This is a genomic window from Desulfovulcanus sp., assembly GCF_982781345.1.
This window is the reverse complement of sequence record NZ_CEYAEZ010000022.1, coordinates 1-22,581: the sequence shown is the minus strand read 5'-3', so window position 1 is coordinate 22,581 and position 22,581 is coordinate 1. Positions and strand designations below refer to the sequence as shown.

The following is a 22,581-nucleotide window of genomic DNA, read 5'->3' as shown; positions in this document are numbered from 1 at the left end:
TATTCTCTATTAAGAAAAGAAAAAAGCGGGCCTTTGGGTCCGCTTTTTTTATCTAATCTCTTACGACTCCCAAACAAGGAAGGATCAGCATGGATATATCCAAAAAAATTGCTGAAATGAAAAAAGAGCCCCTTTTTACTCAAAATGTGGGCATGATCCTCGTCCATAATGGTGTTGTTCGAGCCTGGTCCAGAAAAGACAAAGCCCAAGTCCAAGCCATAGAGGTAACGCCTGACTTTGAAAAAATCGAAGAGATCAGAAAAGAATTTGAACAAAAACCAGGCATATACAAAATTATCATTGAAGCTAAAAAAGGAACTTTGAAGCCGGGTGACGACCTACTATTTATAATTGTGGCCGGTGATATCCGGGAGCATGTCAAGCCCGTATTGGCAGAAGTTTTAGATAAGGTGAAAAAAGAGGCTATTTCTAAAAAAGAAGTTATCAATTCTCGGTCCACAACTCCTTAACCCTTTCGGCCTCCTCGATCTTACCCCTTTTCAGACAACCAGAGATGTAGATGCTGACCTTTTGTTCTAATACCCTTTCCAGAGCCTCCTTTTTATCCTTATCCATTGGGGAAGTGCGCAATTTTAAAAGGGAATAAATGCGATAAAGATCCAGCCCTATTATTTTCCTGGACAATTGATCACAATGTCCGCCCCTTCTGATTACCAGGGGATAGGGGACCAGGGCTACAGGGAATTTGAGCTGGGTTCGAAGCCAGAGATCATAATCTTCACATGCGGTAAGCCTCTCATCAAAAAAACCAACTTCCTCCACGACTTTTCTGGAAAAAAGAACACAAGAGGGACTAATTAAGCATAAATGCAGGGATTTTTCAAAAAACCATCCCCCAGGTTGAGTATGCTTAGACATAGGATTTACTCTCTTGCCCCGCCTCATCCAAATTTCCTGAGTCTGAGAAATGTGAAAACCTCCTTCGAGCATAAACTTAAGCTGCCTAGAAAGCTTTTCCGGCAACCAATAATCATCAGAATCAAGTAAGGCCAGAAAGTCCCCCCTGGCCTTTTTAAGACCAAAATTACGCGCAGACGACACACCTTTATTTTCTTGATAAAAATAATGGAACCTTTTATCCTTAATCTTTTCTAACAAGACCCTGGTCTGATCATTTGAGCCATCATCCACCACGATCAGCTCCAGTTTTTTCCAGGTCTGATTAAGCACAGAATTTACGGCATCCACAATATATCGGCTACGGTTAAAAGTGGGTATGATCACTGAAATCAACATGGAAATAAATTTTAAGTTTTTTTGGTTTAAAAATATCCAAACTAACTCTTAACAAACCCATTAAACCAAATGAACTCAATAAAGGACTAAATAAACTCAAAATGAAAATAATCCAGGTTATTAATGTTCGCTGGTTTAATGCCACTGCCTGGTATGGGCTTTTCTTAGGCAAACTGCTTCAGACGGCCGGCCATGATGTTTTGATTCTGACCTTAAAAGATACAGAGCCCTATCATAAGAGCCTTAAGTGGGGGCTTGAAACAAAATGTATAGATTTAAACACAAAAAATCCGATAAAATTTATTAGCTTATATAACGAGCTAAAAAAATTAATCATTAAATTTAAACCGGATATTGTCAATTGTCATCGCGGAGAAGCATTTATTCTCTGGGCTTTATTGCAAAGAAGGCTAAAAAACTTTTCGCTGGTTCGCACCAGGGGCGATCAAAGGCTGCCCAAAAAAAATCCTGTCAATATTTGGCTGCATAAGAGTTTGTGTCAGGCTGTAATTACCACTAACTCATTTATGTTTAACCATTTCAGGCGAGAGTTTAAAATCCCAGCAGACAAACTCTATCTAATACCCGGCGGGGTTGATGAAAAAAAATTCTTTTTTGATGCCACAGTCAAAGACAAAATACGCAATGAACTAGGGTTTAGCAACGAACATTTTGTAGTTGGGCTTCTGGGACGCTTTGACCGGGTTAAAGGGCAAAAAGAGCTGATTCAGGCAGTTGCAAGTTTATATCACACAAAGAAAATTGAAAACATAAGGCTATTCTTGATAGGATTTTCTTCTGCACTGCCCGAAAACCAGATCAAAGATTGGCTCAGGGAATATAAGATTGAAAACATTACCCACATCACTGGACGAGCAAAAAACGTCCGTGACTATATTCTGGCATTGGATTTAGGGGTTGTTTCGTCATTATGGTCCGAAGCGATCGCCAGGGCTGCCCTGGAAATCATGGCCTGTCAGGTTCCTTTAATCAGTACTCGGGTAGGAGTTATGCCCGATTTATTGCCATCAGAGGCTCTAGTTCCCCCTGGCGATCCAGAAGAGTTGGCAAGATTAATCTATAAAGCCTTTTTTGATCACAATTTTTATACCCAACTAAAAAAGACAGCCCGGAAGACAATGTCTAATCTCACCAGCCAGGATTTCCTGCAGGCAACATTAAATGTTTATAAAAGAGTCTGAGGCCAAACCTTACTTAAGAGGGCAACTTTTCATAATTTTTTTCGATCCTGATTTCTTTCATGCTGGTGCAAATGCCTGGACCCATCTATAGCTTGCTTGCGGGCAGAGCATAATGGGTCATTTAGGATATAATGAATATTCCTTTTATTGTCGACAGTTATGGCAAATAGTCCCAGATATTAAACTTTGTCACCCCGATGCTCTGCTTATCCGCAAGCTTTGCCAAGATGTCTTACCCAGCCCTTTGCAATGCATTCAAAAAACCAGGCCTTTCTATCTGGTAGTCAAAATATGGTTTGCCCACAGACTCAAAAAAGTCAGTGAAAAAAAAGTTGAGAAATTAAGACACCATATTTCACCAATAGCGAGACCGTACTGTGAAAAAAATGAACAACAAACCAAAAATCGCTCTTCTTTTGCCCAAACTAAGCCTTTACGGAGGAGCAGAGCGCTTCTCTTATAATTTAGCCAGCTATCTTGCACCTGACTTTGATGTCCATTTTATCTGCGCCAAAAAAGAAACAACCCCGCCCAGAGGAGTAAATGTGACATGCCTAGGCAGGCCTCCTCTGGGAAAGGCCATGAAAATCTTCTGGTATGCCGTGCGAGCGGAGCTCTTTCTGCGTAAGCAAGATTTCGACCTTACCGTGGGTCTGGGAAATACCTTCAGGCAAGATGTATTACGACTTAGTGGCGGACCAACAAAAATCTTCTGGGAGCTTAGCAAAAAAGCCTATCCCAAGGGATTTTCCAGAAATTTCAAGATGTTTCGACGCCGCATCTCTCCAGGGAATAGATTGACCCAGGCTATTGAGATGATTCAGTTGCGAAATAGTCAAAACCTAATAGCTGTTTCCCATCTAGTCCGGGACTGGACCATCAAAGCCTATCCTTTTCTTAGGAGAAAAGACTTTCAAGTTATCTACAACCAGCCTGATCTATCCAGGTTCTCTCCAGCCAAAGACGAATTAAAGCTAAAGCTTAGGAGCAAATTTTCCCTGCCAAAAGATAAAATTATTGTTTCCACAGCAGGGACCAACTTCATGCTCAAAGGCGTGGCCCAATTAATCTCATCTTTAAGCCTCCTCCCTGAAAACTTCTACGTCATCGTGGCTGGTAAAAGAAATCCGGCGTATTTTTTACGCTTGGCCAGAAAGTTAAATGTAGTTGATCGAGTCCAGTTTATGGGGGAAGTTAAGGACATGGTCTCGTTTTACCGGGCAAGCGATATCTTTGTTCTGCCCACTTTTTATGACGCCTGCTCCAATGCTGTTTTAGAGGCCCTGGCCACTGGAATCCCTGTTGTCTCCAGTCAAAATAACGGAAGTAGTATCTTTTTATCACAAGACTTGGTCATTAAAGACCCCACAAATCACATTGACCTAGCCGAAAAAATCCTCCTGGCCAGCAAACAAAAAAGGCTGGCCTTTACCTGGCCAGAGAATATCCGCGCAGGTCTTAGAGAATATAAAAAAACTTTTTTAAATATTCTTGGAGCCTGAAGGGGCTGAGAAAATCGGTGAATTAAAAAAATGAGAAGTTAGGACTATGAGAAAAAAAATCCACTTAAATCCTTTGCGCACCTACCGAGAACTTTATGCTCCGGATAAAAATGAACTTGGATACCAGGTTGTGGTAGAGGAAAGCGATTTATGGATAGTAAGCCAAGTTGATTTAAAAAATGAAATCCTGGACCAAGTGATTAAACTCAGGGCACAGATAAAAGCTTACATTGATCTCCATCCTGAGTTCTTGACCAGTCTAAAGCCCGTTTCGGTCCCGAAAAGCGCTCCAAGCATAATCCAGAAAATGGCACACGCAGGAGAATTGTTTGATGTCGGCCCCATGGCTGCGGTAGCCGGAGCTATCGCCCATGAAGTTGCCCAAAAATTTCACCCGCTTTCACCCAATCTTTTAGTTGAAAACGGTGGTGACGTGTATATGTATTCCACGAAAGATAGGAAGATTGGACTTCTGGCCCACCCTGAAGATAATTTATATTTAGGACTCTTAATCCCCAAGCAAGATTTTCCATGCACCTTATGTTCATCTTCAGCTACCATTGGCCATTCTTTAAGCCTCGGGCAGGGAGACCTGGTCGTGGTCAAGGCAAGAGATGGGGCCATAGCTGATGCTGCAGCTACAGCTTTAAATAATAAATTACAAAACAGAGGTTCACTGTCCAGGGTTCTAAAGACTGCTGAGGAGTGGAGGGAAAAAGGGGTGTCAGGGGTATTTGCCCAGTTGGACGAACATGTGGGCATATGGGGGGACATGGAGCTAATTACACTTTAACCCCCATCCTCCCCCCGTTTCACGGTTACCCTACTGCTCAAGCCTTTCTATAATTTTTGCAAGTTGTCTGCCCAAAGGAGTTTGCTTGCTGATTTCGCGCTCCACATTGGCTATACCCTTCAACACTGTAGAGTGACGTCGATTGAATTGCTGTCCGATTTCTTTTAAAGAGTGGTCGGTATACTTGCGGGCAAGATAGAAGGCAGTATTGCGGGCCAAGACACATTGTTTTTTCCTGCTTTTTGAGCTTAAGGCTTCTACAGGCAAATCAAAGGCCCCCGCAACAAACTGTATAATTTTTTTCAAGTCAAAAGTTTGCTCCTCAAGGCCATAATTTTTGAGTACCTGCCAGGCCAAGTCCAAACTGATCCTTTCCTTGAGAAGTTTCGCCTTAAATATCAAGTTCTGCAAACAGCTCTCTAACTGCCGGACATCATTTTGAATCTTTTCTGCCAAAAGCTCGCCTACTTCTTCTGGAATACTCACCTGAAAGCTTCGGGCCTTGTTATGGACAATTTTTACCCTGGTTTCAAAATCCGGCTTTTCAATAACAGCCAAAAAGCCCTGGCACAGCCGAGAAACCAGGTGACCATCAACACCATCCAACTCTCTGGGCAAAAATGTACTGGAAAAAACTACCTTCTTCCCCTGATTTTGCAAGGATTTGATGGTAGATAAAAACTCATTCTGCATCTTTTCCTTGCCCTGAAAAAAATGGATGTCCTCCAGAAGTAAGATATCAATGTTATCCCGGAACCTTGCCTTAAATTGTTCTATCTGTTTAGACTTGATGGCCATAATTAAGTGGCAGGCAAATTCTTCCGCGGTCAAATAGGCAATACGCACCTTTGACCTGTTACACTCGGAGCTAAGTTCTTTGCCCACGGCTTGGACCAAATGAGTTTTACCAAGCCCAGGACCAGAACAAAGAAAAAGCTGGTCCGAAGAAATAGACTGTGAGCAAAAAGTCTTGGATGCCACAAATGCCAATTCATTACAGGGGCCAACAACAAAGTTATCAAAAGAGTAACGGAAGTTTATTGTTGTCTTAGGAACAGAAGTGTGAATAGGTAACCCTAGTTGCTCTTTTACTTTTGTCCGCCCCAAGTTTAGTGGCATTTTTTCAGGAGCCTTTTTGCTGGAGCAGATTGAAATTTTGGGCGCAACCCCCAGAACTTCTTTGGCTGCCTCCAAAATATGTCCTTTTAAGCGCTCTCTAACCCAACTAGCCACAAATTCGTTCGGGGCCTCTAAAATGAGCTCCTGTCCCTTAAAATCGGCCTGAAGGGGTTTTATCCATACTTGAAAAATGCCAGGTTTAAGGCATTTTTCAAGAATTTTCAGCATACGTTGCCAAGCATCATTCATAACGGGTGGAAATAAACATTTTGCCCATCTTAAGGCAAGCTCAAAAAAGAAACTTTGGGAGAGTTTAGCCTCAAATTAATCTACAAGACAACATATTAATTTTATTATCCTTTTTTATTCGTTGATTTTATGGGCCTTTTTTCACCCCCTTTAACTCCTGTATATAACAGGCATACACTTGCCCCTCACTCTTCTTTCCACAATCAACACAAAAATTTTCAACAGGAATAATTTTAATTTTTCTCCAATTTTCTTCAAATTTTAAAAAATATCTTAAATAAGAACAACAAAAGTGTAAAAGTCCATCATGATTCGTAATTCAAATAATGTCATTGATTAAATGCTAAGGGGATAAAGGGAGAAAGCAAAAAAAATCAGAAGACTTCGAAAGAACGAACATTAAACTTTAAGGTTAATGGCGCAGGTCCGGTATTGCTGAGAAGAAAGGGAGAAAAAAGGCACTAAATTTAACGCTAAGTTATGCAGGCATTAAAAAATATACTTGGAATTTACTCTCATCAACAAACTTAACTGAAAACCAGTGTCATTTAATTGACAAGTGTAGCCTGGGTAGTTGCCAAGCGATAGATTTCATGCGGATCTAAAATTAGAACGACATTACCATCACCCATAATGGTAGCACCCGAGATGCCAGGTAACTCACCTAAATAATGTCCCAAGGATTTAATAACAATTTCTTGTCTTTCTAGTAGGGCATCAACTACCAAACCCAACCGGCGTTCATTGACCGAGATGATGACAATTGGCAAAATTTGACGTTCATCTTTTTCAACAGGCAGCTCTAAAAGTTTGGCCAATTCTACAATACCCAACACTTCTCCACGCAAGGTAATGGCCTTTCTCTTGTTAACCTCACTTAGCTTTGCTGCTTCTATCTTGGTTGTTTCTGATACAGCATCCAGTGGTATAGCATAATTATCACCGGCGACCTTAACCATCAGGGCGTCAATGATGGCCAGAGTCAAAGGCAAAGTAATGGTAAACCTAGTCCCTCTCCCAACTTCTGACTGAACAATAATACTTCCTTTTAAACTTTTTATGTTATTTCTGACCACATCCATTCCTACCCCGCGACCAGAGATATCCGTAACCTTTTCTGCCGTAGAAAACCCAGGGGCAAAAATAAGATCAATAGCCTGATGATCATCCATATTCTGGGCTTCTTCTTCGCTGATAATCCCCTTTTTAACCCCATTCTCACGCATTTTTTCCGGATCAATGCCACGACCGTCGTCCTCAACTTCAATGACTACAGAATTTCCTTTATGCGCGGCTCTAAGCCATACTTTGCCGGTTGGAGGCTTACCCAAGCGCTTCCTCTCTTCTTCAGGTTCAAGTCCATGATCAATGGCATTGCGTATAAGATGGACTAGCGGATCGCCGATCAATTCAATCACGCTTTTATCAAGCTCTGTCTCTTCACCTTCTGTAATCAACTCGATTTTTTTCCCGCTTTTACGACTTAAATCCCTGACCAACCTGGGAAATTTTGCAAAAACAGATTTCACCGGTACCATGCGGACATTCATAATTGTCACTTGCAGATCATCAGAAATCCTTGCCATGGAATATGTAGTTTCAGTGAGTTTTTGAGCTACCTCCACTGGATCTTTTCCCTCTTCCAATTCTTTGGCCAGCATTGTAAAACGATTCCGGTTGATAATCAGCTCGCCTATAAGATTCATCAAATGGTCTAATTTAGAGTGATCAACCCTGATGGTTGAGGAGATGGCCGGACTAGTTTTTTGTTTGGATGTTGGACTGGCTTTTCCTGAAACCTGTGTTTTGACTTTACTCTTTTTGAGCTCTGTTTTCTCCTGAACCCGCTCACTAGGCTCAGCACCAATTTTTTCCTCTTTCTTCTCATCAGCCCTGTAATCTTCTGCCTCAACCTTTCCCTTTTTCTCTCTTTTTTTGAGGCCAGCCTTTAGTTTCTCCAGCTCTTTCTGAAGCATATCCTTAAGGATATCTATTTCCTGACGCAGGAGATCGAGCATGAGAGAAAAGTCCATATCTGAATTTCGGCCCTGATCAACCAAGTCAGCGGTACGCTGGGCATATTTTTTTATTTCCTCAAGGCCCATATAGCCAGTGGAATTTTGGATGGTCACAAAAGATCGGTAAAGGGCGTCTATAAAATCCTTTTGGGTCGGATCTTGAGTCAGCTTATTTAAGGCTAAATCAATATTTTCAAATTGCTGTTTTACTGTGTGCTCGAAAATAAGCACATCTTCAGGATCTATTTCATTTAGTTCATACTCATCTTCGTCATTCTCTTCACTTTGGAGCTCCTCCTTAAGATCAGCAGAATCTTCGGACTTGTTTTCTTTAGCTACTGTATCATGGTCATTAATTACACCCTCTAGCTTTGAAAGTAGATGCGAAATATCTTGAGTCCTTACCAGCCCTTTTTCCTTATCAATATTTGCAACCAGTTCCTCCATCATATCTACAGTTGACAAAAGCAAATCAACTAATTCCTGGCCAATCTCTATTTCGTTATTCCGTGCTTTGTTCAGCAAAGTCTCTGCTGCGTGGGTCAAAGCATTTAACTCTCTATAGCCAATAATGCCACTATTTCCCTTTATGTTATGGAAATATCTAAAAATATTATCTAATAACTCCTTTTCATCCGGTTTCTTTTCCAATTCCAGCAATGAAGAATTTATATTCTCAATAAGCTCCTTAGCTTCTTCCAAAAAGTCAACCAAGTGATCTTCACTTACCAGAGTTAAAGCATAAAAATCTTTTCTTTCTTCATCGGAATCATTATTACTCTCAACATCATTTCCTTCATCGGAATCGTTCTTACTTTTAACATCATTTTCAGAGTTAATCTCTCTCCCCTCCAATAAATGTTCAATGTGCTCAATGATTGGTGCTGTATCTACTTCTCCTTCATTGCCATACGCTTCCAAATTATCAATCATCTCCCGCAGAGCATCTGTAGCTTCTAAAATCACATCCATAACCGTAGGGGTAAGCTTCATATTGCCTTTACGCAACTCGTCTAATATATTTTCTCCCTTGTGGGCCAAGGCATTAATCTCTTTTAACCCCAGGAATCCAGAAGCACCTTTCAAAGAGTGCATAGGCCGGAATATCTCATCTATGAGAGACAAATTTTCCGGATCCTTTTCCAACTCCAACAGCTTTGGCTCAATAGTCTCCAAATGTTCCCTGGCCTCAACTACAAAATCAGCAAATATTTCGGGCTCAAAGAAATCCTGACTCATTCACATACTCTCCGCTTAAAATTAAAGACGAATGTTTTTAAAGTTAATCAAAAATTATGCCAACAAATCTAATAAACTAGTTCACATAAAATAAAATCTACTAAACTCGAATAATTTCATAAAAAATTACGTGCTATATTTACTCCTATAAAAAAGACTAAACCATATTCCTAGCCCAAAAGCATTTTTACGTTACGTACCAATTTTTCAGGTTGTGCGGGTTTGACCATGTACATGTTTGCTCCCAAGCTCAGTCCTTCCTGAATGTCTTTTTCCTGTCCTTCGGTTGAAAGAACGATAATAGGCAAATCACGATAAGCTTCTTGTTCTCGAATGTTTTTTATGAAAGTAAAGCCATCCATTTTAGGCATATTGATATCTGAAATAACCAGGTCGATATCCGGGTTTGAGTACAGTTTCTCCAAGCCATCCAATCCGTCTTCAGCGGTAGTTACGCGGAAACCTTCCTTTTTCATGATAAAAGCAACTAAATTTCGCACTGTCTTAGAATCATCAACAACCAGTACATGCTTTTTGGACATACTACCCCCTTAATTAATCAATTAACTGTCCAACCAAACGATCTATAGACAAAATCGCAATAAGCTTTTCTTTACCTTTTATCAGTCCGGAAATAAATTCGCCACTGATTCCTAGATTTACTTCCAAGCCCCATTCAATATCTTGTTGGGCAATGCGATACATAGTGGCAATAGTGTCAACTAAAATTCCCAACTGTAATCCTCGATGTTTGCAAACCACAATAAATCTTTTCTCGTCAGCATCCTGAACGATATTTAACAACCTATTAAGTCTGACAATCGGTGTAACTCGTCCCCTTAAATTAATTATGCCAGCAAGATAGTCAGGAGTTCCTGGCAACTTTGTAGGCGAAATATAGCGGACAACTTCGGATACAATTTCAACTGGCAAGGCATATTCTTGTTCATTTAAGAAAAAACTAACCAATTGTACATCAACACTTTTTTTCAGAGACTGCTCAACATCAATTTTCGTATCCGCTAATCGTGCCTGGTGTTTAGCACATTTTAAGCCCATTTCTTGAGGTAATTCTCGGAGCAGTCCACAATCTTGGGGCTCAAGAGCCACTTCACCCTTTAATTCATTAAGTATTTTTTGATCGGCATGACCCAAATACTTTTGTAAAAATTGTTTTTCTTCAGGACTAAATTCCTGCAATCCGGTCTTTTCCAATGAGTCAAAATCCTGTTCTTGAAAATATTCTTCTGGTGTTTTCATATTTTAGTACACTCAAGGCTTAAAATTCAAGAGTTAAAAATGGTACTCTTTGCACGTCTCAACTTCATGCCTTAATAATCTCTAGAGCAAGCTGCATATATTCTAAAGCACCCCTAGATTTCGGAGCATAATCCAAAATGACCTTTCCTTTAGCACTAGCTTCTCTAAACTTCGTATCTGTATTAATTACTGTAGAAAACATCCTCGCCCCCATCTTTTGACGCAAAAGTTTTAAAACCCGCCTGCAAGCTCTTGCCCGGCGATCATACATGGTGGCCAAGGCACGATAATGGATAGGTCTTTTTAGAACTCTATTTAAAAGACGCATCGTATCAAAAATAAGCTTAAGACCGTGCAAAGCCAAAAAATCAGTTTGAATAGGTATAATGACTTGGTCCGCTGCCACCAGTGCATTGACCAAAAGAACTCCCATTTGTGGCGGACAATCTATAAGTATATAATTATAATTTGTACTAATCTTCTTTATCCAATTAGTTAAAATCAAACCTTTACCCGGCACATCTTTTAGATCCGACTCTAGATCTGAAAGTTGGATATGGCTTGGTACAAAATCAAAAGACTTTTGTTTGTAGATAACTCGTCTAACTTCACCCCCCTTAAAAATATCCAAAGCAGACCAAGTAAATGTTCCAGGGAAAAACGATAGATGAATGGTGGCACAAGCATGGGGGTCCAGGTCCATAACCAATACTCTTTTACCCAGCCGAGCCAAGGCAGCTCCTAAGCTCAAAGTGGTCGTGGTTTTACCCACCCCGCCTTTCTGGTTAGCAATAGACAACACCTGAGTAGACATTGGCTCATATTCTCTCGCCAAAAGCGGAATAGCTCATAGCTTTAAATAGTTCCCTCAGCTTAAGAATTTTTCAGGTCCAGGCAAACTAACAGCTTAATCCATTTAAGTTGTTAAAGTAGATGCTTAATCATATTGTGCAACGCCCGCCAATCATCATCATAAATATCAATAAATCTTAAGCCCAATTCATACCTGGTAAGCGGCAAAACCTCTTTGACCCAGCCCACTTCAGCCACAGCCTGTAAATATTGCCCCACATCGCTTTCAAAAACTTTAAAAAAGCTGGGATGAAATTTATTCAAACGAGGTATAAAAATCTTTACTTGTACCTTTTGGCCGGGAGAAAACTTTTGGGGAGATCTAATGCGTAAGCCTCCTGCACTAATGTCTACACACTCTAGACGATACCATTTCTGCCGGCTTAAAGGAAAGACAAGCTCACATATTTCTACTTTATAATTTTTGGGCAACCGAACAAACTTACGCCGATCGTTTTGAACAGACATCTTATCCCTCTTTTTTGTACACAATAGCCCCTGGGTAGTGAATGGGCTTAAAGGCTCTGGATATATTGTGCAGCGACTCTGAGTGCCCGATGAATAAATAACCTCCGGGCAACAAGTTGTCATAAAAAGAAGCAATGACATTTTTCTTCATTTCGTCATCAAAATAAATAATAACATTACGACAAAAAATAATATGCGAACGCTCAACCCGTTTAACCTGAAATCTATCACTTAAATTAAGCTGTCCAAAAGAAACAAGCTTCTTAACCTCGGGCTTAACCCTGTACTTCCCATTTCCTTCATCAATAAAGTATTTGGCAATTATTTCTTTTGGAGTTGTACGCAAGGAGTACTGACTATAAACACCTCTTCTTGCACTCCTTAGGACACCCTCAGATAGATCATTGGCAGTAATCTTAATCTGCCAAGAATTTATTTCCAACTTTAGAACCTCATGTAAAATTATAGAAATAGTGTACGGCTCTTCACCAGTAGAACAACCGGCAGACCAGATATGCAACTTCTTTTGACCCTTGGCCCTTTGCTTGTCCAAAACTTCCTTAAGGACTATGTCCTGAAATACTTTTAGCTGGGGAGGATTACGATAGAAGCTGGTTTCATTCGTGGTTATAACCTCAAAAAGACGATTCAACTCCTGCTTGCGTCCGGGATCATATTTTAAAAAATAATAATATTCACCAAAACTCTTTAGGTTTAGTTCTTTTAATCGATTGATTAGTCTATTTTCTAATAGGTATTTTCGATTGTCGTTTATATAAATTCCACTTTGCTCGTAAATAAAATCGCGCAGTTGCAAAAATTCCTTATCAGTAATTTTTAAATCATTTCTTAAAGTAATTGTCTTGGAAAATAATGAAGCCATTTTACTATTCCTTTTCCATAGCTTCTTGGATCTTATCTAAAGCCATTTCTGCTGCGTTCAGAACTTCTTCATTGTCACTATCCAAAACATCGATTAAAGCTCGAAAAGCGGCTCGCCCTCCAATTTCGCCCAGGGCCTCAATGGCTTTAATCCTAACAAGTTCACTTGGACTTTGAAGCAAATTAATAATCTGGGGTAAAGCTTCCTTCACCTTTCTTAGTCCCAAGGCCTCCAGCGCCCTGACTTTTACCCAGTCATCCTCATCCTCTAAGGCCTCAAGTAAATAAGGTATACTTTCTTTATGCGAACATTTACCCATTAACTCCACTAAAGTCAGACGTACTTCTCTATTTTCGTCGTAGAGCTTGTCCGATATTATTTCCAAAATCCCATTTCGCTCCTCACACACACTGGCAATGGCTTCCAAGGCAATTTTGCGCACATCAGGATCCTCGTCCTCCAAAGCCTGCTTCAACTCTTCTAAACACTCCCTGGCCCCTAATTTACCAAAACCATACACAGCCATTAATCGGTACATTGGATCTGGACTAGAAAACATCTGTTTAAATTTTGCCAGCACCTTTTCTCCGCCAATGCCCAGAATCGCATCCAGAGCCGCTTCTTTAACATCATTCCACGGATGGTCTAAAAATTCGAACAATTTGTCCACGACCTGTTCATCTCGTAATTTTTGGCCTAAAAACTTCAAAGCACACTTAATCACGTCGCCGTCTGTATGCTTTTCAAGGACATGAACAAAAAAGTCCCGAGCATCATGGCCGGCAATACTCATAAGAACAAGGCTCAACTCCCTTTGTATATCCCTGTGCTTCTCCCAAAAAATATCCATGAGTAACCTGGCTGCCTCTTTACCTCCTATTCGGCCCAAAACCTTGATACAAGTTATGACCAGGGAATCATGGTCGGATTTAAGGCCTGAAACTAGTTCTTCATTTATTCCAATACCCTCCAAAGCAGAGATAATTTTCATCAACCTTTCGTGATCTTTATCAGGATCTAACTTGGCAGCCAGAGCCAAAATCTTTTTCGTTGCCCTTTTGTCGCCGACAAAACTCAAGCCTGAAATTGCAGCGTCCTGAATTTCCTCATCATCATCATCTAAAGCCACTAAGAGATACTCATTGAACTTTTCTCGTTCAGCCTCAGAAAGAAAGGTCAATGACTTACCACCCAAAATATTGACTAAAGCTTTTATTATTTTATTCCGCAAAGCAGTTGATGAGGAATCAAGCTTTTTTAAGAGCAGAGGAACTGATTTAATGTTGCCCATCTCGCCTAAAGCATCAACTATCATTGACCCGACTAGTTCCGAGCTCTTGTCCAAGGCTCCGATCAAAGCCTTAATAGAAGAATCGTCCCTAATCTTTAACAAAGCCTCAATAACGGCAAATTGTACCCACTCATCGTCTTCCTCCAGGGCCTGGTGTAAACATGGAGCAGCCTCTTTTATTTTCAAATTACCCAAACTTACAGCGGCCTGATAACGGACATTGATTTCTGGATCTCTTAATAAGGCCTCGCACAGTGGAAGCACAACCAGATGCGAGTTACTTGTACCCAGGATGTCTGCGGCAAAAATTCTGACATCCGGATCAGGATCATTAAGGAGATTAATCAAGCTCTCCAAATATTCATGTCCTATATGGCGTAATATATCCATGGCCAGGTTTCTGATAGAAGCACTATCGCTTCTAAGCAGAGGGATCAGGCCGTTAACTGCTCTTCTTCCTCCTATTTTGCGCAACGCCAGTTCGGCAGCTTCTTGCACACCAACGTTGTCACTTTGCAACAAAGTTATCAGTAAAGGTACAGCTTCTTGACAGTTTAAATCTCTGGCAGCAAAAGCCCCTTCTCTTTGTTCATCGTAACTTTTACTCCGCAATAAATCCAAAACCTTATCCTTAGTCATTTGCTGGGACATAACCAACTCCCACACGATACCCTTAACTTAGGGAATTTTGAATTATTTTAACTTACCATTTAACAATAAACTTAGCCAAAATTATTATTTTTTGTCTAGATATAGACCAATACAATTCCTAATAAACTAAAAAACTCTATAATCTCAACCAAATAACAACTCACTCATATAAAAATGATATTATTGTCTGCGGCATTTCCTCAACGTCAACAACAGCATCAGCCAAATTTCCTTCTACAATAGCTTTGGGCATACCATAGACTACACAAGAATCTTCACTCTGGGCAATCGCTTTGCCACCTTTCTTCTTCAGTTCCTTTATACCTAAAAAACCATCGTTACCCATGCCTGTCAAAATCACTCCCAGCCCCCTTTTTCCCACACCAGTGGCAACAGAGGATATGAGTACATCAGCCGAGGGTTTATACAACACATGACGAGGTTCAGAATCTACTAACACATCAATACGGCTCACCTTCTGATCTATTTTCATATGCTGACCACCTGGGGCAACAAAGACATGGCCGGGCTTAACCACATCCCCAGTCTCTGCCTCTTTAACCTTAAGCTTACAGGATTCATTCAAACGCTTGGCAAAGGGTCCGGTAAAAGCCTTAGGCATATGTTGAGCGATTAAAATACAGGCTGGAAAGTCCGCTGGAAGTTCTGATAATACCTTTTGAACCACCGGAGGCCCACCGGTAGACACTCCAATAGCTACTATATCTCTGATAAGACTTCCTTTTGGAGCAGCTATTTTTTTCTGTTTTTTGGTAGTGTCAGAAACCTTCTTCTTAACACGTCTGAAAATCTTAAGTTTATTTTTTCTCTTGGCTACAGATTTAACCTTGGCTCTTAATTCCTGCTCGATCTTGACGATTTCTAAACTGACCATGGATAATTGCTTAGGTATAAAATCAACCGCCCCATATTCCATAGCCTTCAAGGTCGCCTCTGCCCCTTCAGTAGTTAAAGAACTGACCATGATCACCGGCCGAGGCATTTCCATCATGATGTGCTTTAAGGCTGTTAACCCATCCATTTTGGGCATCTCAATATCCATGGTCACTACATCAGGATCGTATTTGCGTACCATTTCCAAACCTTCCTCCCCATCACGAGCAACAGCCACTACTTCAATCTGAGGATCCTTTTTTAGCATTGTACTTATGGCTTTCCGCATGAACGCAGAGTCATCAATGACCACAACTTTTATCATTCTTTAACTCCTACTCAACTTATGAATTGGTTATGAGCTATGCAAAACCCCTTTTAATCTCGAAATTAAAGCCCCGCTTTTTAGCCCGTCCATACCTGCCTCTCTGACTAATTTGAGCCATTTTTCAACTAGCTCCTCGTCCCATTGTCTGCCCGCGCCCTCTTCTAAAATTTTCTCTACCTTCGGCAAAGGTAAAGCTTTACGGTATGCTCGATCAGAAGTCATGGCTTCAAAAGAATCCACTACAGAAATAAGTCTGCCCAAAAAAGGCAGTTCATCTCCTTTGAGTCCATCTGGATAGCCATTACCATCAATACGTTCATGATGATGATATACAAGAGGGAATATATCTTTTAGAGTCCACACCTGAGATAAAATTTCCCTACCAATTAGCGGATGCTCTTTCATGATAGCAAACTCTTCCTCTGTCAGACGCCCTGGTTTATTTAAAATATGGTCTGGTATACCTATCTTGCCAATATCATGAAGCACTCCTGCAGTATATAATTTTTCCAATTCAGAACTAGATAATCCCAACTTCGAGCCCAGTACCAAAGCATAGGAAGCTACATTTTCAGAATGTCCTTTGGTATAATAATCCTTTGCCTCCACTGCCTTGGCATAAGAACGGATTATATCCATATTCATATCACGCAACTTGGTATACATTTTCGCATTTTGAAAAGAATTCGCAGCATGTGAAGCAAAAATAGATAAAAGCTGAACATCCCTAGGAGTAAATAATTCTCTATCCTTCTCCCGAATCAAAGCTACCACCCCTACTTTCTGCATCTGACTCATCAACGGAACGATTATTAATGAATAGGGAAAATTATCAAAACCCTTTCCTTGAAAAGTATATCTGTCAATTAATTGTGAGCGACCGCCATCCAATACCTCTTGAGATTTTTGTTGGACAAAAGAAAATATTTTTGTATTAATACGAAAAATTTTTCCTCTAACTACAGATTTAACTAATTTCTTACTCTCATCAACTAGAAAAAGCACTACACTGTCAGGCCGAAAATTTTTTTGGATATGACTAACAAATTCATACACCAATGACTTTAAATCCAAATGACTATTCAAGGCATTACTAAGATTGAGCACACGCACAACACTGCTCAATCTTTTTCTCTCCAACCTCTGTCTTCTAGATTTAATGCTTTTATTTACCTTAACCAAAAGATGATTTATATTGAATGGTTTGGGCAAATAATCGGCTGCGCCCATTTTCATGCACTCAACAGCAGTCTCAATAGTTCCAAAGCCGGTCATAACCACAAAGTCTACATCTATTTTTTTCTCTTTAACCGCTTTAAGTAACTCCAACCCGTTCATTTTAGGCATTTTCAGGTCAGAAATAACAAGATCTATATCCTGCTCTTTGGATAAAATCTGTAGAGCATCTTGACCATCTTTTGCCTGCAAAACCTCATAACCTTCATCCTGTAAGACATCTTTACAGATATCCCTCAGGCTTTCTTCGTCATCAACAACCAAAACCTTAAAAATCTTCTTATTCATAGACGACTATATTTCTTAATATTTTGATTTGTTAACTAAACTGCAAACGTCAACTTGCTTTTTAAACCATCCTATTATAATATTATAAAAGTAACGGGATGTGGCTCAGTTTGGCTAGAGCGCAGCGTTCGGGACGCTGAGACCCGGGGTTCGAATCCCCGCATCCCGACCATTTTAGAGCCTAGATTTGGGGGTTAATAACTCCTAACCCCCAAATTCCAAATCCCGCTCCCCAAATCCTACCTTCTGCCAATACAAAAATAAGCAAATCCCTTTTCAGCCAAAAGCTCTGGTAAATACAAATTTCGTCCGTCAAAAATTATCGGTGCGGATAACTCTTTTTTAATTCTTAAAAAATCAGGGTTTCTAAACTGATTCCATTCAGTAACAACAGCCAAGGCATTGGCCCCTTTTAAGGCAGCATATTGCTCATCCACTATCTCCACTAGCTTATTGTCCTTGAGAATCTTTCTAGCGTTCTCACCAGCCACGGGGTCAAAGGCCCGGATACGCATTCCCCTGGAGGTCAACTCTTCAATAATCTCCAACGATGGAGCTTCCCGCATGTCATCCGTGTTGGCCTTAAAAGCTAACCCCCATAAGGCCAGAACCTTCCCTTCAACCCCACCTTGAGGATCAAAATAATCAATGATTTTCCTGGCCAACACCCTTTTCTGCCTTTTATTTACCTCATCAACTGCTTCTAATAGTTCTGGTTGGTACCCGCTTTCATTGGCCGTTTGGATCAATGCCTTGACATCCTTGGGAAAACACGAGCCACCATAACCAACACCTGGATAAATAAAATGATAGCCAATACGATGATCTGAGCCTATGCCTACGCGTACATCACGCACATCAGCGCCGACGCGCTCACAAATATTAGCTATTTCATTGATAAAAGAAATCTTTGTGGCCAGCATACAATTGGCTGCATATTTAGTCATTTCAGCACTTCGCACAGACATAACAATCAATTTATCTCTGGTACGCGCAAAAGGAGCATACAAAGCCTTTAGAAGCTCTGCAGTACGTATATTATCAGTCCCTACGATCACCCGGTCCGGCTTCATAAAATCATTTACAGCATCGCCTTCTTTTAAAAATTCCGGATTGGAAACAACATCAAACTCCAGATCCATATTTCTTCTGTCCAGTTCTTCCTGGATTATGGACCGTACCTTATCGGCAGTACCCACAGGCACTGTAGATTTGTCCACGACTATTTTATAATCTTCCATATATTGGCCTATATCTTTGGCCACCTGGAACACATAAGATAAGTCAGCACGGCCATCCTCTTTGGGTGGAGTGCCTACACAGATAAAAACAAAAAGAGAGTTTTGAAGCCCCTCTCTTATGTCTGTGGTAAAAAAAAGCCTGCCCTCTGCATGGTTTCTCTTGACCAGTTCCTCTAAACCTGGCTCATAGATATGCACTTGTCCGTTTTGTAGTCTTTCGACCACTTGCGGATTTATATCCACACAATAGACTTTATTCCCCATTTCGGCAAAACAGGCAGCAGAAACAAGTCCTACATATCCTGTGCCCACGATACATATATCCATGTAGCTTCCTCCTCCAAATAGTTGAAAATTAGCTCTCTTGAAACGAATACAATCGGTGACAGGAAAAGCTAACTCTTTTTACTATGTAACTGAGTTAATTTTTCTCAACTTAACCCGTACACTACAAAAAAATCATGCTCCAAGCGCTTTTTTGCAAGCAGCCAGAAATTAAAAACTTTAAAAGCTAAAATCATTTTTAGCAATCATTTTAGTATGTAACGAGCATGTTCTGGCTTTTTACCTGGCCAGTTTATCCGGTTAGTCAGACTAGAATTTAAAAAAAAATTAATATAATTAAGTACAAATAACAAGTACTCAGTTAACAAATGAAATCTGATAAAAAGGAGTGCCAGATGACCATTCTAATCAAAAACATCCTTCTCGATGAGAAACAGGTAGATATCTATATTCGACAGAACCGTTTTGAAAAAATTGGGACAAATTTGAATGAGCAGGCCGATGTGCTTATAGATGGACAAGATAAAGCCATCTTACCCTCGTTTATCAATAGCCATACCCATGCAGCTATGACTCTTCTAAGGGGGTATGCTGACGATTTGGAACTGCATACTTGGCTTACAAAATATATTTGGCCTTTTGAACAAAACCTCACCCAGGAAGATGTGTATTTGGGAACCAAATTGGCCTGTTTGGAGATGATTAAATCCGGAACCACTTTTTTCAGTGATATGTATTGGTATATGCCCGGAACTTTACAGGCTGTTGAGGATATGGGGTTACGCGCCGCCCTTTCTTCTGTTTTCATTGATTTTAATGACCCCAAAAAGGCAAAAAAATTCAGGAAACGAACCAGGGAATTTTTTGCTGAGCATACGGATACGGAAAGAATAATCTTCACTCTAGGTCCGCATGCCATCTATACTGTATCCAAAGAGTCGTTGATCTGGCTCAAAGAATTTGCCCAGGAAAAAAATCTCCTTATTCACATACACGTTGCTGAGACCAAAAAAGAGGTGGACGATTGTCTCAAGGAGCATGGTCTGACCCCAGTGCGCTATTTAGACAAAATTGGCTTTCTAGGCCCGAATATCATTTCCTGCCACAATATCTGGGTTGACGAGGAGGAAATGGATATTCTGGCAAAGCATGAGGTAAAAATCGTGCATAATCCGGTATCAAATATGAAGCTTTGTTCCGGCATTTTCCCTTACGCAAAGCTAAAAGAGCGTGGTTTATGTATCGGCCTGGGTACCGACGGTTGCGCGTCCAACAATAATCTGGACATGCTTGAAGAGATGAAGGTGGCCACACTTTTGGCCAAAATATCCTCCAATGATCCGACGAATTTTACAGCTAAAGAGGCCTTTGACTGCGCCACTATTAACGGAGCCAAAATCTTTGGCCTGGATATGGGAGAAATTGCTCCGGGCAAACTGGCTGACTGTATTCTGGTTGATTTAAATCACCCGCAACTTGTTCCCAACCATAATCTGATTTCGAACATGGTCTACGCTGCAAGTGGTGATTGTGTGCATACCACCATTTGCAATGGCCAAATTTTGATGCATGACAGGCAGGTGCCAGGAGAGAAAGAATTGATTGCGGAAGTCAAGGATAGAATCAGTAAAAAGTTAGGAAAATAGAAAGATATAGAAAGATGAGGTATTAAGAGACAAAATGAGCAAACCCTGATGGTAGGATATACTTCGCCAAGAGGCAAGCTACTAAAATTTACTTTTGCACGCGTATTCGTTAAGCCTCGGGGGCTTTTGACCTTGAGGTTAAACGACACTGCTAAGTTGAGGACAAAATTAAAATGCTTATTATTTACACTGGTCAAGGCAAAGGAAAAACATCTGCTGCTGTGGGACAGGCCATAAGAGCCTTGGGGCAAGGCCTTGTGGTCGTTTTTGGCCAGTTTCTTAAGCGAGAGGGCCAAGCCGGGGAACAGAAGGTGCTAAAAAACCTTTTGGGACCAAACTTTTGGGCTTCTGGTATAGGTTTCTTTCGCCAGGAAAATGAAAGAAAAAAACACCAAAAAAAGGTTCTGGAGCTTCTACTCTGGGCAGATGAAAAAATAGACTCTGGCATAGATATGCTCATTTTGGATGAGGCTATCTATGTTTTAAATATGAATCTACTGCAAAGACAAGAAATAGAGACACTTATCACCCATTGTAAAGAACATGAAGTGCATTTAGTTCTTACAGGCAGAGGGGCCCCTGAATGGTTAATTGAGCAGGCTGACCTGGTTTCAGAAATAAGGGAAGTTAAGCACCCGTATCGAACAGGAATCAAAGCCCAAAAGGGAATTGAATTTTGAGTTTGTTGTGTTTATCCTGCCTTGGGCGGGACAACAAAAGCTATCCCCACCGTCCCGCAATCTCATGCCCACAAAACTCGCACTTGCCTTCCTTTAAGTGCTGATCGGTTATTTCAAATCCCATTCTGCTGATAATTTTCTTACTACAGGCCGGACAGTAGGTATTTTCACCACTATGCCCGGGTACATTTCCGGTATAGACATAGTCCAGGCCTGTCTCCTTACCGATTGTATAAGCCCGCTCCAGGGTGGAGATAGGGGTTGGAGGTCTATCGGTCATTTTATAGGCTGGATAAAATTTGGAAATATGCCAGGGCGTGTCTTGACTAAGATTGTGGTAAATAAATGAGGCTATCTTCTTTAGTTCATCATCAGAATCATTGAGGCCAGGGATGATCAGGGTAGTTACTTCCAGCCACCAGCCCATTTTTTTTATCCTTTCCAAGTTTTTGAGCACTGGCTTTAGCTTGGCGCCGCAATAGTTCTGATAAAATTTTTCAGTAAAGGCCTTGAGATCAATGTTGACCGCATCAATATAGGGTTCAAGTTCTTCCAGACACTCGGGACTTTGAAAACCATTGCTGACTAGAATGTTTTTGATCCCTTCTTTCTGGGCCAGACGAGCAGTTTCCATAACCAGCTCAATAAAAATAGTCGGCTCAGAATAAGTATAGGAAATACTGGCAGCTCCATATTTTTGAGCCAGAAGAACAATTTCTTTGGCGGAAAGCACCTCACCCTGGACGGGTCTGTTTGGCTTGGGGCCTTGGGAGAGAGAATAGTTTTGACAAAAAGTGCAGGAAAAATTGCACCCCATGGTACCAATGGAAAAACTTTTAGTACCAGGATAAAAATGATACAGGGGCTTTTTTTCAATCGGGTCAAGGTTCATAGCAGCTACACGATCTTTGACCAAAGTCATTAGCTGGCCATTATCATTATAGCGTACCCCGCACTTCCCCCTTTCCCCAGGTTTAATCAGACAAAAATGACTGCATAAACGGCATTGAACGATATCTTCTTTATACGGTTTCCATAAAATGGCCTGTTGCATAAGCAACCTCCTGAAAATAGACATTGGTTAAAGATTTTAGTTTCAATAAAAAATTTTTGTCAATGGAGCCACAAAGTTTATGGCAAGATTACTCAACTTTCTGACATGATTAACATCCTCAAATTACTACACAATTGAAGAGTGC

Annotated in this window: 19 protein-coding genes and 1 tRNA gene; 7 read left to right on the top strand and 13 right to left on the bottom strand. The window is 40.6% G+C overall.

Going from position 1 to position 22,581, the window contains the following annotated elements:
* The first annotated feature begins 89 nt into the window (after positions 1–89).
* On the top strand, positions 90–470 hold the full coding sequence (locus tag AC3WVG_RS05215) for a molybdenum cofactor biosynthesis protein MoaE (RefSeq protein WP_488797117.1): 381 nt from the start codon (positions 90–92) through the stop codon (positions 468–470).
* Here the strand turns inward: AC3WVG_RS05215 and AC3WVG_RS05210 are convergent.
* Entirely contained in the window at positions 445–1,245 is an 801-nt protein-coding gene (locus tag AC3WVG_RS05210; protein ID WP_488797116.1) for a glycosyltransferase family 2 protein, read from the bottom strand. The genes AC3WVG_RS05215 and AC3WVG_RS05210 overlap by 26 nt on opposite strands.
* A 113-nt stretch (positions 1,246–1,358) precedes the next feature.
* Between AC3WVG_RS05210 and AC3WVG_RS05205 the strand changes: the two genes are divergently transcribed.
* From AC3WVG_RS05205 to AC3WVG_RS05195, 3 genes are all read left to right on the top strand, one after another.
* A complete protein-coding gene (locus tag AC3WVG_RS05205) occupies positions 1,359–2,459 on the top strand; it encodes a glycosyltransferase family 4 protein (RefSeq protein WP_488797115.1) in 1,101 nt (366 codons plus the stop codon).
* Positions 2,460–2,845: 386 nt separating this feature from the next.
* Positions 2,846–3,961: a glycosyltransferase family 4 protein gene (locus tag AC3WVG_RS05200; protein WP_488797114.1), complete on the top strand. Its 1,116-nt coding sequence runs from the start codon at positions 2,846–2,848 to the stop codon at positions 3,959–3,961.
* A gap of 46 nt (positions 3,962–4,007) precedes the next feature.
* On the top strand, positions 4,008–4,754 hold the full coding sequence (locus AC3WVG_RS05195) for a UPF0280 family protein (protein ID WP_488797113.1): 747 nt from the start codon (positions 4,008–4,010) through the stop codon (positions 4,752–4,754).
* Positions 4,755–4,784: 30 nt separating this feature from the next.
* Here AC3WVG_RS05195 and dnaA read toward each other — a convergent pair whose 3' ends face one another.
* From dnaA to AC3WVG_RS05145, 10 genes are all read right to left on the bottom strand, one after another.
* The gene (gene dnaA / locus AC3WVG_RS05190) at positions 4,785–6,122 is read right to left on the bottom strand and encodes a chromosomal replication initiator protein DnaA (RefSeq protein WP_488797112.1); all 1,338 of its coding nucleotides are present in this window, start codon (positions 6,120–6,122) and stop codon (positions 4,785–4,787) included.
* 548 nt (positions 6,123–6,670) lie between these two features.
* Positions 6,671–9,379 (bottom strand): chemotaxis protein CheA, encoded by a 2,709-nt coding sequence (locus AC3WVG_RS05185; protein WP_488797111.1) that lies wholly within the window; start codon positions 9,377–9,379, stop codon positions 6,671–6,673.
* A 170-nt stretch (positions 9,380–9,549) separates the two neighbouring features.
* The gene (locus tag AC3WVG_RS05180; RefSeq protein ID WP_488797110.1) at positions 9,550–9,921 is read right to left on the bottom strand and encodes a response regulator; all 372 of its coding nucleotides are present in this window, start codon (positions 9,919–9,921) and stop codon (positions 9,550–9,552) included.
* Between the two features lie 13 nt (positions 9,922–9,934).
* Positions 9,935–10,639 carry a chemotaxis protein CheW gene (locus tag AC3WVG_RS05175; RefSeq protein ID WP_488797109.1) on the bottom strand — a complete coding sequence of 235 codons (705 nt, stop codon included), beginning with the start codon at positions 10,637–10,639 and terminating at the stop codon, positions 9,935–9,937.
* Between the two features lie 64 nt (positions 10,640–10,703).
* Positions 10,704–11,453: a ParA family protein gene (locus AC3WVG_RS05170; protein WP_488797108.1), complete on the bottom strand. Its 750-nt coding sequence runs from the start codon at positions 11,451–11,453 to the stop codon at positions 10,704–10,706.
* A 110-nt stretch (positions 11,454–11,563) separates the two neighbouring features.
* Complete coding sequence (locus AC3WVG_RS05165) at positions 11,564–11,959, bottom strand: PilZ domain-containing protein (protein WP_488797107.1); 396 nt, start codon at positions 11,957–11,959, stop codon at positions 11,564–11,566.
* Between the two features lies 1 nt (position 11,960).
* Complete coding sequence (locus tag AC3WVG_RS05160; RefSeq protein WP_488797106.1) at positions 11,961–12,842, bottom strand: CheR family methyltransferase; 882 nt, start codon at positions 12,840–12,842, stop codon at positions 11,961–11,963.
* Between the two features lie 4 nt (positions 12,843–12,846).
* Positions 12,847–14,784: a HEAT repeat domain-containing protein gene (locus AC3WVG_RS05155; protein ID WP_488797105.1), complete on the bottom strand. Its 1,938-nt coding sequence runs from the start codon at positions 14,782–14,784 to the stop codon at positions 12,847–12,849.
* A gap of 160 nt (positions 14,785–14,944) precedes the next feature.
* On the bottom strand, positions 14,945–16,003 hold the full coding sequence (locus tag AC3WVG_RS05150) for a protein-glutamate methylesterase/protein-glutamine glutaminase (RefSeq protein ID WP_488797104.1): 1,059 nt from the start codon (positions 16,001–16,003) through the stop codon (positions 14,945–14,947).
* Positions 16,004–16,033: 30 nt separating this feature from the next.
* Positions 16,034–17,530 (bottom strand): HD domain-containing phosphohydrolase, encoded by a 1,497-nt coding sequence (locus AC3WVG_RS05145; protein WP_488797103.1) that lies wholly within the window; start codon positions 17,528–17,530, stop codon positions 16,034–16,036.
* A gap of 94 nt (positions 17,531–17,624) precedes the next feature.
* On the opposite strand from AC3WVG_RS05145, the gene AC3WVG_RS05140 reads away from it, so the two are divergent.
* Positions 17,625–17,702 (top strand) — tRNA-Pro (locus tag AC3WVG_RS05140).
* A 67-nt stretch (positions 17,703–17,769) separates the two neighbouring features.
* On the opposite strand, the gene AC3WVG_RS05135 is transcribed toward AC3WVG_RS05140, so the two are convergent.
* Entirely contained in the window at positions 17,770–19,098 is a 1,329-nt protein-coding gene (locus AC3WVG_RS05135) for a UDP-glucose dehydrogenase family protein (protein WP_488797102.1), read from the bottom strand.
* A 353-nt stretch (positions 19,099–19,451) separates the two neighbouring features.
* Here AC3WVG_RS05135 and AC3WVG_RS05130 point away from each other — a divergent pair, with 353 nt between their 5' ends.
* Both AC3WVG_RS05130 and AC3WVG_RS05125 read left to right on the top strand, forming a co-directional pair.
* Positions 19,452–20,702, top strand: a complete 1,251-nt coding sequence (locus AC3WVG_RS05130; protein WP_488797101.1) for an amidohydrolase — start codon at positions 19,452–19,454, stop codon at positions 20,700–20,702.
* Between the two features lie 173 nt (positions 20,703–20,875).
* Positions 20,876–21,382 (top strand): cob(I)yrinic acid a,c-diamide adenosyltransferase, encoded by a 507-nt coding sequence (locus AC3WVG_RS05125; protein WP_488797100.1) that lies wholly within the window; start codon positions 20,876–20,878, stop codon positions 21,380–21,382.
* 40 nt (positions 21,383–21,422) lie between these two features.
* Here AC3WVG_RS05125 and amrS read toward each other — a convergent pair whose 3' ends face one another.
* Positions 21,423–22,436, bottom strand: a complete 1,014-nt coding sequence (amrS, locus tag AC3WVG_RS05120) for an AmmeMemoRadiSam system radical SAM enzyme (RefSeq protein ID WP_488797099.1) — start codon at positions 22,434–22,436, stop codon at positions 21,423–21,425.
* Between the last annotated feature and the right edge of the window lie 145 nt (positions 22,437–22,581).